Source organism: Gilvimarinus chinensis DSM 19667 (assembly GCF_000377745.1).
In the GTDB taxonomy this organism is placed as follows: domain Bacteria; phylum Pseudomonadota; class Gammaproteobacteria; order Pseudomonadales; family Cellvibrionaceae; genus Gilvimarinus; species Gilvimarinus chinensis.
Genome location: NZ_KB898721.1, coordinates 1 through 12,834, shown reverse-complemented (window position 1 = coordinate 12,834; position 12,834 = coordinate 1). Strand labels below are relative to the sequence as shown.

12 protein-coding genes are annotated in these 12,834 nt (G+C 47.7%); 11 read left to right on the top strand and 1 reads right to left on the bottom strand.

What is annotated here, in order from left to right:
- The coding region (locus D568_RS0118580; protein ID WP_026287157.1) for an IS3 family transposase at positions 1–505 on the top strand (505 nt) is incomplete at its 5' end.
- Positions 506–625: 120 nt separating this feature from the next.
- Here D568_RS0118580 and D568_RS0118575 read toward each other — a convergent pair.
- On the bottom strand, positions 626–1,465 hold the full coding sequence (locus D568_RS0118575; RefSeq protein WP_020211106.1) for a DUF4437 domain-containing protein: 840 nt from the start codon (positions 1,463–1,465) through the stop codon (positions 626–628).
- A gap of 676 nt (positions 1,466–2,141) precedes the next feature.
- Here D568_RS0118575 and D568_RS22320 point away from each other — a divergent pair.
- The 10 genes from D568_RS22320 to D568_RS20790 all read left to right on the top strand — a co-directional run.
- Positions 2,142–2,291 (top strand): LysR family transcriptional regulator, encoded by a 150-nt coding sequence (locus tag D568_RS22320; protein WP_425401970.1) that lies wholly within the window; start codon positions 2,142–2,144, stop codon positions 2,289–2,291.
- Positions 2,292–2,721: 430 nt separating this feature from the next.
- Positions 2,722–4,164, top strand: coding sequence for a family 16 glycosylhydrolase (locus tag D568_RS0118565; protein WP_020211104.1), 1,443 nt, complete (start codon positions 2,722–2,724; stop codon positions 4,162–4,164).
- A gap of 66 nt (positions 4,165–4,230) precedes the next feature.
- Positions 4,231–6,093, top strand: coding sequence for a CRTAC1 family protein (locus D568_RS20795; protein WP_157498021.1), 1,863 nt, complete (start codon positions 4,231–4,233; stop codon positions 6,091–6,093).
- A 16-nt stretch (positions 6,094–6,109) separates the two neighbouring features.
- Positions 6,110–7,075, top strand: a complete 966-nt coding sequence (locus D568_RS0118555; protein WP_020211102.1) for a family 16 glycosylhydrolase — start codon at positions 6,110–6,112, stop codon at positions 7,073–7,075.
- 18 nt (positions 7,076–7,093) lie between these two features.
- Positions 7,094–8,122, top strand: coding sequence for an SMP-30/gluconolactonase/LRE family protein (locus tag D568_RS0118550; protein ID WP_020211101.1), 1,029 nt, complete (start codon positions 7,094–7,096; stop codon positions 8,120–8,122).
- A gap of 116 nt (positions 8,123–8,238) precedes the next feature.
- On the top strand, positions 8,239–9,396 hold the full coding sequence (locus D568_RS0118545) for a mandelate racemase/muconate lactonizing enzyme family protein (RefSeq protein ID WP_020211100.1): 1,158 nt from the start codon (positions 8,239–8,241) through the stop codon (positions 9,394–9,396).
- Positions 9,389–10,822 carry an aldehyde dehydrogenase family protein gene (locus tag D568_RS0118540; RefSeq protein ID WP_020211099.1) on the top strand — a complete coding sequence of 478 codons (1,434 nt, stop codon included), beginning with the start codon at positions 9,389–9,391 and terminating at the stop codon, positions 10,820–10,822. Before D568_RS0118545 ends, D568_RS0118540 begins: the two co-directional genes overlap by 8 nt.
- Before the next feature lie 69 nt (positions 10,823–10,891).
- Complete coding sequence (locus tag D568_RS0118535; protein WP_020211098.1) at positions 10,892–11,773, top strand: 2-dehydro-3-deoxygalactonokinase; 882 nt, start codon at positions 10,892–10,894, stop codon at positions 11,771–11,773.
- Between the two features lie 9 nt (positions 11,774–11,782).
- Positions 11,783–12,427, top strand: coding sequence for a 2-dehydro-3-deoxy-6-phosphogalactonate aldolase (locus D568_RS0118530; RefSeq protein ID WP_020211097.1), 645 nt, complete (start codon positions 11,783–11,785; stop codon positions 12,425–12,427).
- A gap of 87 nt (positions 12,428–12,514) precedes the next feature.
- Positions 12,515–12,834 (top strand): SDR family NAD(P)-dependent oxidoreductase (locus D568_RS20790; protein ID WP_040517213.1); only part of this gene is annotated, 320 nt, incomplete at its 3' end.

The window sequence follows — 12,834 nt, the reverse complement described above, 5'->3', positions numbered from 1 at the left end:
AAACCACTGTTGGTCGATGGATTTTATGAGTGACAGCCTGTTCTGCGGCCGCCGGTTCCGAACCTTTAACCTGGTTGACGACTTCAACCGGGAAGCGCTGGCAATCGAGATTGATCTGAACCTCCCAGCGCCACGGGTTATTCGAGTACTGGAGCGAGCAGTCGCTTGGCGAGGCTATCCCAATAAGCTGCGAATGGATAATGGTCCGGAGTTTATATCGAGCGCTCTGGCTGAATGGGCAGAGGAGCACGGCATCGAGCTGGAGTTTATAAAGCCTGGCAAGCCGACGCAGAACTCCTACGTGGAACGGTTCAACCGCACTTACCGGGACGAAATCTTGAATATGTATGTGTTCCGCACCCTAAACGAGGTAAGGGAACTAACCGAAAGCTGGATTAGGGAATACAACGAAGAGCGGCCACATGACTCGCTGGGGGATCTGACTCCCTGGGAGTATATGGCCAAACATGAGCGGCTGGAAAACTCTAATTATGCGTGTAACTAATTAGGAGAGGTTTACACTAAACTCTGGAATATTTTCAGAATAGAGCTACCCCCCCCCCACTGTAGCTTGAACTATTATTCTTCCTCGATTGTAATATCGTTTATTCTAGAGCTTTAATTTTCAATCGAAAATAATAGAATTAATTTTTATCTCTTTGTTTGCTCGAACATAAATGATCGATTCTTCGTTTGTTGAGATAATATGTTCAAAATCTCCGATAGAGCTAAAATAACTTCCCGGTTGCATCGATTCTGATCCTTCAATCTCTGCTGATTCATACTCAATGATCCCATCAATTACTACCGATCGGAATTCAGTCGCATCAGTTGAGATTTTCGCCATAGTTTCAGGATTAAATTTAATTAAGTAGCCTGTAACTTTGGAATCTTGTAAATCATCTTCCCACAGGTAGGCTACATTGATTCCTTTACCTTGCACGAACTCTAATGCTAATTCATCAAGCCAAATTATGTTGGATGCATGCACATTTAAAGGTCGCTCACCATTGTCAAAATGCTTCTCTGAGGGTTCTACTAAATACGGCCCGCTGTCTATTTCTAGATAGATGAGATTATTTGTCCCCTGAGCTTCAGTGATGTGGCTCTCTCCTGCTGGTTGAGTCCAAAAGGATCCTGTTGGTAACCACATTTCATCAGCATTTGGATCATCGTTGTGCATGAGGCCTTCTATCACGACGCCTCTGTAAGTAATGTTGTGTATATGCGGTGGAGACGAAAATCCTTTTTTAAATCGAACCAGCATGCCAGTTGCTTCATTTTTTGTTCGATCTCCCCATAAATCAGCCGCACCGGGGCTTTTAACACCACGTAAAGGATTTAAGTATCCCCATGTAACCTTGTCGAAAGTTGTAACATTAGATTTTTCTAAATTTTCTGCATAAATTGTTAAGGGGTTTAGAAGAAAAATTATCGAGATAAGAAAAGATGTCTTTTTTAACATATTTATACCTAATAGATAAAAACTTAACTGATACGTTTCAGTAGATGGAGAAACTAGTATACTGAAACTACGAATTTTCCCTTTGCCTTTCGGCTGTATAAACGATCGTGTGCTTTGCTAATTTCTCCTAAGGAATGCTCAGGCTTGTCTAATCTAAACTTCAAATTTCCTGTATTTAATGTTTTTCTGGATATCCCAATACTTTTCAATTCTCTTCACGGCTACAGTAGCGAGCACCTGGCCTCGAAGTACTTTTCCAGCTGTACTGCGATATGAACCACACCACCAACACATCCATAGACCTCGCCGCTTTCTTTAAAACTGCAAACATCTTTCCCTGCCTCTTCAATGTGTTTGCGAAGAAAACGATAATTCTCCTCCAATTGAACAGGACATCGTAGCCACGAGTATTAGAACTCGAGGTTGAAATCTTAATTAATCACGACCTGGCTTTGTTTCTGTCTTTTTTGACTTCGGTGGTTTCAAGCGCGTGTGTGCCGCCATAGGCGTAAATAATCATAGCCTTCATAAGTAGCCGCTGTATAAGTTAGGGATGCTTTGAGGCTATGTTAGTAGATGGTTGTATGGTTGATAATGCTGATAAAGCAATAATCATTTTATACATATTATTGATAATTGATGTATGAATCTCCACCATGTTTAATTGTTTATTAGAGTGGCACTTAACAATATTAGTGGTGACGGGAAGGCGTTTGGTATATCGCTTACGGTATCAAGTCCGCACATAAATATATTGGAAAAGGATTTGGGTGTAGGACTGATTCACAGAACAACGCGACGAGTATCCCTTACAGGAGAAGGTTAAGAGTTCCTCTCTCATGTTGTAGATCTTATGTGTAATTAGTCATAGGTATTACCGTAAAGTGGATATTTACAGAATTGCCAAATTTCCTTACTTAGAGTGTCTAGCGGAGCATGAAGTGTAGATGAGGAAATTTTCTGGTTTCGAATGCTCGTATACAACGAAGAGTGAGACCATGACAGCCTCGGTGGGTCGAGACCCGCTGAGCTTTTAAAGCAAGCCGGATTTTCTAGTTACGTGTCGTCCTAATAAGTCAATATTTGAAGTTAGTAGTTACTTATTTTCTTACCCCGTAATGTATCAGATTATTTCTATTTACACGGTTGTGTTGCATATTTAAACGTCATATGTTTACATTAAAAATATATGTCTGAAATTGGTCATAACTCAGCATTCATAACCATAATAACGGTATCGATCTGGGAGATAACCCGTGAAAAACTACATCCTTATTTCACCTTTAGTATGGGCGCTCTCGGGTGCTTTGTTAGTTACAGCCTGCGCTTCTTCCACGAATTTGGATACTTCCCGGGCGGACGTGGGTTATCCCTTGTCGGATCCTGAAAATACCGGTGGTTGGGTCCTTAACGCAGGCATCAGTGATGAATTTAACGCCGAGACGCTGGATTCCAAGAAGTGGTTTGTGGAGGGGGAAAACGGCGATTACTACATCTGGAAAGGACGCCCCCCGTCACAGTTCGCGCCTCATAATGTGTTTGTTGAGGACGGCAAGTTAAAAATTCGCTCCCAGTGGGAGCCGGATTTTGACTTTGCCGGAGAAAGCTACGCGGATGGATCACGCAATGACTCCTATGGTCGTTACGACGGCCAACCTTTTCCGGTTACAACGGGGGCGGCCATTAGTCGCAACCGTTTTCTATACGGTTATATGGAAGTACGTACCAAGGCGGCAGACGCTGCGATGACCAGCTCTTTCTGGACTATTGGTTATCAGTCCGAATTGGATATTTACGAGCAAATGGGTAAGCCCAAGATTGCGCATGATATTACTGCGACTAACTGGAAGGCGTCGGTGCACGATTGGCGGCCCCCGGCAAAGCGGCCAACCCGTAAGTTTGGCATGAAGAAGGATTTGGGTTTTCGGGTTGCCGATGAATTTCATGTCTACGGTGCAGAGTGGGGCGAGGACTATCTAAAGCTCTATCTTGATGGCGAATTAATGTACGAGGTAACCCAGGAAGACGTAGGGCGTCACTGGGTACTTACCAACCCACTGGAAATCTGGTTCGACTCTGAAATTTTCGTCTGGCTCGGCTTGCCTGATGAAGAAGCGTTGCCGGTGGATTACGAAATTGATTATGTGAGAGTTTGGCAGAAGCCACACCCTAACTTGCTGGCGCGTCACTTCTACGGGTTTGAAGGCCCTTTTTTGTACGAAGATCAGCCCAAACCGCTGGATTTGACCCCGGAAAACCCCACCAACAATGCGTATCAAAAATTTTGGCAGATTCATGACGATGCCTCTCAATATTTAGCGGTTGTGCGTCACGAGCAACATTCTGCCGGCACCCGGAGTTTGCGGTTTGAATCACGGGGTGAGGCGGCGACTGCCATTGCCACAGCCCCCATGGGAACCATTGATTTAGCACCGGGTAAGTACACCCTTAAAGCCAAGCTTTGGGTCGAGCCCGGCAGTGATTTAAACGCATTAAAAATTGAGCTTAAAAACGCCAATACAGGTCTGGTGGTCGAAGATGTTGAGCGTTTAGCTGCAGGTCAATGGCATAGCCTAGAGCAAAAAATCGAATTAACAGAGCCCAGCGCGGCCGAAGAAACCGTAAACATTACTTTTGTCCAAAGTGAAACTGGTGCCGAAACTCGCGCGTATCTGGATGAAATTTCCATTGAGTATTAGTTATCAAAAACCAGTGAGTGTATAGAACTTCGGTGCGTGTTCATTAAAGATAATAAGTTGAGTTATATGAAAGTGACAACTACTAGCCTCGGTTTGGGGCTGCTGGGCGCTTTACTTTTCGGCTGTCAAAGTCAACCAGAGGCGACCCAAGACAGCGTTCGTGAAGATTTTGCTTACGCCCAAAACCTAGCCCATAAAAACCGCAATATGCGCAAGTGGGATGCGCCGGCCTTTGCCGATTTGGATCAAGACGGTTGGGTGGATGTGATCTTGAATAACCATGGCTATGGTATTCAGATTGTTTGGAATAATCAGGGAACTTTGGCAGAGCCATGGGACTTGCTGATGGGGGATATCCACGGCGTGACCATTGGCGATATCGATGCTGACGGTTTGCTTGAGATGTTGCTCTCACGCGGCGGCGGCTCTGGCAGCAATGCTCGTACCGCGCGGGTTTTTAAAGCCCACCAAGACCGCCAGTTTACCGAAATGCGCGAGCAAGACGAATCGCTGGCGGCGATGCGTGGGCGTACCCTGGTACTGTTCGATGGTGACGCCGACGGCGACCTTGACCTTATGAACTTCGCCTTCCCCGATAACAAAGCCGAGGCGAGTGAAAACTACCTGTACGAAAATAAACCGGGGGTGGGGTTTTCCGGTAATCGCACACTCGCTCGTTCTTATTCCGATGGTCAAAAAACTTATATCACCGATATCGATAACGATGGCGTGGTGGATATTTTAATGTACGGACATAAACAATTGCGGGCTTTTAAAGGCGAAGGCGCAATGAAATTCAAGGCTGCGTCCGATGTGTTTGAGCAGCCGATTCATCATGTCACGGGCATTGCGCAGATTGATTACGACGGTGATGGCGATTGGGATATCTATCTTAGCCGCGGCCAGGATTTTGAATCGGGCCAGACTTTTTGCAGTCAAGACCAATCGGTGTGGGCAGGTTACGGCAAGCGCGGACGTTTTGATTTTGGTTTAGTGCCCTCCGGCGAAGTCCTACCGATTAAAAACTATCAATCTCCCTGGCCCAATAAGCGTTTGATGATCGGAGAGTCGGCCTATCAGTATGAGTTTGAGGGTGAAACCTACAGTGGTGCCGATATAACGCTACTCAGTAGTGATTCATTGGGATGGCCCGACGAGTTTACCGAGAAAGGTTTATACGCAGGCTATGTCGGTAACGAGCAGTGGCATTTAGCGGGGGCCAGTTGGTCGCCACTTACGGTTGCCGTCGCTGGGTTAAGTCAGTGTAAGGCACCAGCCTATGCCGCGGGACCAGAAGATATTCTTCTTGAAAACATCGGCGGACGTTACCGGCGTGCCCCGCATCAGATCTTTGACGGTGGACCTTCTCATAATGTGGCGACTCTTGCCGCGGATGTCGACAATGATGGCTGGCAGGATCTAGTGGTAATGCCACGGGGTAACCTCACCGATCCTTTGCGTCCGCAAATGTTGATGAACCAGGCAGGTAAAGGCTTCCGTCAGGTCGACCCGGACGGTGTCAGTATGAACGAACCTGGCGCAGTAGGCATGGCGTTAGGCGCTGTTGATGTGAATCTTGATGGTCAGCTCGATCTAGTGATCGGCAATGAGCGAGGTAAATGGAGCCTGTACCAGAACCAAATGCAGAAGGCTGCACAAAACCAGTATGTCATTTTGGATTTTGGTGCCGAGGGTTCTGGCCGAGCTACCTGGTTGGACGCCGAGGTAAAGTTAACTGCCTGCGGTCGTACGCAAATGGCTCGCGCTGGAGATACCAGTGCCGCTTATTCACGTAACTACAACCGTTATATGCATTTTGGTATTGGTGATTGTAATCGTGTAGAGAAAGCTTCGATAAGGCTGACAAATGGCGACGCTACAGTGTTAACCGATCTTGGCGTTAACTCAATCCATAAGGTGACTTTTTAAGGCGGAGATTCGCTAAATGAGCGTAATAAAATTAGCGCACACAATAGCCGTTTGTGGTTTGCTCGGTACGGTTACGGCTTTTGCTGCAACACCTTTACCGTTTTCAGATCCGGATAATACCGGAGGTTGGACTCTGAATACGCAAGTCAGCGACGAGTTTGAAAAAGAGCAATTAGATGAAGATAGATGGTATGTGGTGGGTAAGTTTAAAAACGGCAAGCCTGAGTACGTGCACCCCGATAACCCGAATAAAAAAGTGTGGAAAGGTCGCGCTCCATCGCAGTTTTCGGGACGTAATTATCGCCTTGAAGATGGCAAGCTTATTTTAGAAACTCGCTGGGAGCCGGACTTTCCGTTTGAACAAGAAATACACCAGCCGGTATTTGGTGATGCCTTGCCCTACGAAAATATTACTACCGCCAGCATCATAGGTCGTCGTGAGTTTAAGTACGGCTACATCGAAATTAAAAGTAAGGCAGCAGACGCTCAAATATCCAGCGCCTTTTGGGCAATAGGCAATAAGCTTGAGATTGATTTTTTTGAGCTTTTTGGCGCTCACCCAGAGGGTGAAAAAGAGCATTTAGACAGCCAGTTATGGTGGTCTATTCGTGATTGGAGTGCACCGGTGCGGGGTAAACCCACTTATACCGAGCACAAAGACTTGGGCTTTCGGGTGGCTGATGACTTTCACGTTTATGGCTTTGAGTGGGATGAATCCGGCGTTAAGTACTATGTCGATGGCGAGCTATTGAGTGATGTGCCAGCCGAAGCGGTAGATACGTGGGCACAAGAAAACCGCGGCGTAGAACATGGCTATGTGGCGACCAAACCCATCGTGCTGTGGCTCGATCAAGAGACCTTCCCTTGGCACGGCGTGCCAAGCAGCAAAGAGGATTTGGAGCGCAATAGCCCGGATGATGAAAAACACGATGGCGTGGTGGATTTCGAAGTGGAATACGTACGAGTTTGGCAAAATCAGTAAAAGGATACTCTTGTGATAATGAAAAAATCTTTGCTTTCGCTTTCTGTTATTGGAGTGTTACTCGCTGGCTGCGCTTCTGTTTCTGACACGGGGAGTCTTACGCCCGGGCGTTTGTTTGCGACCTTGCCAGACACTTGCCCCACGCCCGATGCCTTTGTGCCGACCGCGCAAGGGGGCGTGCTGTTATCCTGCCCCAATTTTGCCAGCAGAGCGCAACCCGGTACTCTGCTGCGATTGTCTCCCGAAGGGCAGGTGGACGACCTGGGGCAGGTGCCCGGTTTGGTCACGACAGCACAACCCATGGGTATGGCGTTTGATGAGTCGGGCAATTTGTATATAGCCAATAACGAAGCAGGCGGTAATGGCAATGTTTTGAAAGTACAGTTTCAAGATGGTCAGGTTGCAGGGTCGCAAGTAGTGGCTAAAGGCTTTTCCTCCCCGAATGGTTTGCGCTATCGCGACGGCTTTTTATACGTCACTCAGCTGCAGATGCCGAAAGCCGGCAAAGGCGATATGGTGAGCGGCTTGTATCGTATTCCGGCTGAGGCTCGGGATTTAGAAATCGCCAGTGACTTGAACGATTCAGAGCTTATTTTCCACGACACTACGACCAACCCCAAGCGTCAGTTTGGCTTAGACGGGCTGGTCTTTGACGATAAGGGGAGTTTATACCTTACGAATTTTGGTGATGGCAAAATCTACCGATTAACCCTGTCTGAGACAGGAGGGGTTTTGCAGAGCACCGTTTTTGCCCAGCTTCCATCCGAAGTCGGTCTGGACGGTATTAGTATTGATAGCAAGGGAAACCTATATGTAGCGGGTTTTCTTTTGAATCAAATCTACCAGATTACTCCTGATGCTGAGGTGAGCTTAATCGCTGATTACCCGGACAACAAAGGAGAAAATGGTGCCATTGACCAGCCGGCTGATGTAATGGTTTATGGTGATAAATTATTGATTTCTAACTTCGATTTAATGACAGGCAAGGGCATTCGTAACAGCAAACACAGTAAGCCCTATACGGTCTCCTATATTCTCTTGCGTTAATGCGATTCTTGCAGAAATTGTCTTCAATTTACATGTAGTAAACATAAACATAATATGTTTAAATTAATAGCATAATGTAAGTAGCCGAATCACGGCCCCAACAAGAAGTCGTTGTTATGTCTATTAAAGCTATTAAAACCTACCACCTGCGCTGTCATCTCGACGAGCCTTTTGGCTTCTCTCAGTGGTTTTATGACCAGAGAAACGTGTTGGTAATCGAAGTTATCGACAGCTCTGGCGCAAGTGGCTGGGGGGAGTGCTACGGCCCGGCTGATGTCATTCAAGGTTGTGTCGAGAAATTTTACGCGTCGCGTATTATGGGTAGAAACCCCTTAGAAACCGACGCAATCTGGCACCATATGTGGCGTGCCTCGCTGGATTTTGCTCGTGGTGGCGTGATGATGTCGGCCATGAGCGGCATCGATATGGCGTTGTGGGATCTGAAAGGCAAGCTGCTGAATCAGAGCGTGAGTACCTTAATGGGCGGACGTTTGCGTGACAAGGTGCACTGCTATGCCACGGGTATGTACTATACCGGTATGCCCGAGGAAGAGTTGCTGCCAAGCTTGGTAGATGAAGCCCGTGGTTACGCTGCTCAGGGCTTTGAGGCGATGAAGATAAAGGTCGGGAAAAATCTAGCCTTTGATAAAAAATTTATCGTCGCTTTGCGTGAAGCCTTGCCCGATACCGAACTAATGGCAGACTCCAATCACGGCTTTGACTTGCCCGAGGCGATTGAAATAGGGCGCCTTTTAGATGAGTACGCATATCGCTGGTTCGAAGAACCTCTTTCTCCCGAACATGTGGGCCTGTTTCGACAGCTGCACGACAAGTTGGATATTGCCATTGCAACGGGAGAGTGCGAGCAAACCCGTTTCGGTTTTCAACGCCTGATCGAAGCCGGTGGCGTCCAGTTAGTGCAGCCTGATCTCGCTTATTGTGGTGGACCGAGCGAGGCTTTAAAAATTCGCGCGCTTGCCTCGGCTAATGGCATTAACTGTTTGCCCCATGTGTGGGGCACCCAGCTCAACTTGGCAGCCGCTACTCACTTTCTTGCCACCGCTTATCCCGAACCTGGCAGGGCCGAGGAAAAACGCTTGTTGTTAGAGTATGATCGCACCGAAAACCCCTTGCGCGATGAGCTATATAAACAACAGGTTCGTGTTGAGAGTGGCTCTGCCATCGTTCCCGAGGGGCCAGGGCTGGGCGTCGAAATTGACCTGGCGAAACTTCCTGACTTTGTAGTCACCACGACGGAGACCACCAATGGCTAAAACTCTGCGTATGTTAATTGGCGGAGAGTTTCACGACACCGCCGATAAAATCGATGTGTACAATCCTGCTACCGGTAAGGTTATCGGTCAGGTGCCTCAAATTGAGCCAGATCAAGTTGCCTTGTCGCTTAAGGTGGCGCAGCAGGGCTTCACCGTCTGGTCGGCTAAATCTTTAGCGGAGCGTAGCGAAATTATTCTGCGATTTGCAGATTTACTGGAAGCGAATAAAGCAGAGATTATAGACCTGCTTATCGAAGAAACTGGTAAGCCGGCGGACAACGCCGATTACGATTTTGGTATGCTGACCACCTGTCTGCGCTTTTTTGTAGAAGAGGCGAAGCGCACTGATCAGCCTACCATTACCGATCCCAATGGTGAGTTTCTGCATTATGTTTCCCGTCAGCCTCTGGGCGTGGTAGTGGGCTATCTGGCCTGGAACTTCCCCTTGCTTAATCTAGGTTATAAGTTAGGCCCCGCGCTGGCGGCAGGTTGCTCGGTCATCGTTAAGCCGTCTCAAATGACACCTCTTGCCAGTTTGCGTTGCGCTGAGCTAGCACAAGAGGCAGGTATTCCGGCCGGTGTTTTGAATGTGATTACCGGGGACCGTTTTGATGTGACCGATCCGCTGCTGACCAGCGATGTGACTTCAATGTTCACCATGATTGGCTCTACCAAATCGGGCGTTAACGCTATGCGAACGGCCAGTACCAGCGTGAAAAAGTTTTCTGTGGAGTTAGGAGGAAACGCTCCCGTCATTGTTTATCCTGATGCGGATATCGATAAAGCCGTTGCCGATATTGTTGACTTAAAACTGGGCAACAGTGGTCAGGTCTGTGTATCTCCCAATCGCTGTTATGTGCACGCCAGTGTTTATGATGAGTTTTTAAGCAAAGCCGTTGCTAGAGTACAGACGTTTAAGCTCGGTAGTGGCTCAGATGAAGGCCCATTGATGGGGCCTATCATTTCGGCTGAGGCGCGCGATCGTATTCTCGACTCTGTAAAGCGCGCGCAAGAACAGGGTGCTCGTTTGATGACCGGTGGCAAAATCCCCGCCGATCAGAGCGATGGCTATTTTATGGAGCCTACCGTTTTGGCCGACGTTACCACAAGCATGCCGATTGCTTGCGATGAGGTTTTTGGACCTGTACTGCCCGTTATGAAGTATGACGACAGCCATGATCCGGTCGCCCTGGCTAACGATAATCCGTTTGGTCTGGCTGCGTATGTTTACACCCAGAACTTAAATAACGCCATGCGCGCGGCTAATGAAATCCAGGCCGGGAGTGTTTGTATCAACCGCGCTCACTATAGTGTGCAGTTGCCCCATGGCGGCTTAAAACAAAGTGGTGTGGGAAAAGATTGCTCTAAATACAGCTTAGAAGAGTATTTAACTTTAAAGCGCGTCTCTATTTTGATTCACCAGTAGGCTCTCTATAGGTGTCTTTACGCCGAATCGAGTGGCTCGGTTCGGCGTTTTTTTGCTCGGATATAGCTTATGACCAGAATATTTGTAGATTGGGGATCAACGAATTGTCGTGCATTTTTGTTAGATGACAGAGGTGCGCTTGTCGATCAACGTCGCAGTGATAAAGGCGCACTTGCCGTTACTCAAGGAGACTTTGAATCAGAGTTAAAACAATTGTTGAGGCCTTGGCAGGCTTACTGGAGTGATAGCGACATCTGGCTGGCCGGGATGGTAGGTTCACGCCGCGGCTGGTACGAGGTTCCTTATGCGAAGGCCCCCGCCACAGCGTCTGACTTACGTAACAAGGCATTTAAGGTAAATATTGATTGGGCCCGTTCTGTGCAAATCATACCGGGGGTCAGTTGCGGCAATCAAACAGACCGATTCGATGTAATGCGCGGGGAAGAGGTCCAGCTGATTGGCTTAAGCCAGTTAACACAAAGCAAGAATTTGTACGCAATGCTGCCCGGTACCCATAACAAACACGCACATATATGTGATGGTGCCATTGGTTCGTTTAGTACGCATCCCACCGGCGAATTATTTTCCGTTCTCTCGCGTCATATGCTGATTGGCTTCGGACTTGACGATATGGAAGGCAAGGGCTCCATTCAGGCTTTTTTCCGTGGCGTAGATGAAGGCGTCAAATCAGCTCAACTTGGCAAAAGCCTGTTTACCGCGTGGACCAACCGTCTGGGTGGAAATTTACAAGATGAGGATGGTTTGGAATACATCAGCGGAGTTCTGATCGGAAATGAGCTGCGGGATTTTGAGGCGCAATATTGTGCGATTGTCTCTGATCAAACTATTGGCGAGCGTTACCGCAATGCGTGTACTCACTTGGGAATTAAATCCGATCTTTATTCTGGCGCCGAGTGTTATCTAGCGGGAATGAAGGTTATAAGCCAGTAAGGTATACAAATGAGCAATCTTAATTTTATAGATAAAAGCACTAGGCCGCTTATTGCTATTTTAAGGGGTGTGACTGAAAACGACGTACTGGACGTTTCCAAAGTTTTGATTGAAGAGGGCATTTCGATTATCGAGGTCCCATTAAACAGCCCTAATGCCCTACGAAGTATTGAATATTTGGTAGAAACTTTTGGTGATCGCTATCTTGTCGGAGCGGGTACTGTAACCAATGTCGAAGAAGTTGATGCGGTGATCTCGACTGGCGCAAAGCTCATTGTAACCCCTAATTTTAATGCCGCCGTGGTAGAGCGTGCGAGTAGAGCAGGTTGCGTGTGCTTGCCTGGGGTAGTTACCCCAACGGAAGCCTTTGCCGCGTTGGCTGCTGGAGCTCACGGTTTAAAGCTGTTTCCCGTTACGCAAATGGGATTTGAGAATTTCAAAGCGCTTATGTCTGTACTGCCTAAAGGGACGGCTTGCTTTCCAGTCGGTGGAATCAGCGCTGAAGAAGCTACTATGGCTCCTTACCTCACTGCTGGAGCAGCCGGCTTTGGGATTGGATCATCGCTGTATACAGCCGGGCTGAGTACCCAAGAGCTTAGAAAAAGAGCGCAGGAGATAGTGTCGACATTCGACAGACTGTGCAAGGCTTATTAATCATTCAGCACTGGTTGGCCGATAATGGATTGTAAAATATTAAAAATATGAGTATATTGTTTACAATATACAATAGGGGTTGAGGTTATGTCTAAACAAAGCTCTGTACTGGTTACCGGCGGGGCAGGTTACATTGGTAGCCACGTCTGTGTTGAGCTTATTGGCGCGGGGTTTACGCCCGTTATTGTTGATAATCTGTGCAACAGCAACCGCGAGGTGCTGGAGCGCATAGAGACGATTACCGGTATCCGGCCAGAACTGCATGAAGTCGATATCCGCGACCGAGCGGCGTTAGATGCGGTGTTTGCCTCCCACAGTTTTACGGCGGTGATGCATTTTGCGGGCCTTAAGGCCGTGGGCGAATCCACCACCATTCCTTTGTCTTACTACCAGAACAACGTTGCCGG

Coding starts and splice junctions, on each gene's coding strand:
- D568_RS0118550 (WP_020211101.1), top strand. CDS start 7,094: ATGAAAAAATCTTTGCTTTCGCTTTCTGTTATTGGAGTGTTACTCGCT.
- D568_RS0118575 (WP_020211106.1), bottom strand. CDS start 1,465: ATGTTAAAAAAGACATCTTTTCTTATCTCGATAATTTTTCTTCTAAAC.
- D568_RS0118530 (WP_020211097.1), top strand. CDS start 11,783: ATGAGCAATCTTAATTTTATAGATAAAAGCACTAGGCCGCTTATTGCT.
- D568_RS0118555 (WP_020211102.1), top strand. CDS start 6,110: ATGAGCGTAATAAAATTAGCGCACACAATAGCCGTTTGTGGTTTGCTC.
- D568_RS0118535 (WP_020211098.1), top strand. CDS start 10,892: ATGACCAGAATATTTGTAGATTGGGGATCAACGAATTGTCGTGCATTT.
- D568_RS0118545 (WP_020211100.1), top strand. CDS start 8,239: ATGTCTATTAAAGCTATTAAAACCTACCACCTGCGCTGTCATCTCGAC.
- D568_RS0118540 (WP_020211099.1), top strand. CDS start 9,389: ATGGCTAAAACTCTGCGTATGTTAATTGGCGGAGAGTTTCACGACACC.
- D568_RS20795 (WP_157498021.1), top strand. CDS start 4,231: ATGAAAGTGACAACTACTAGCCTCGGTTTGGGGCTGCTGGGCGCTTTA.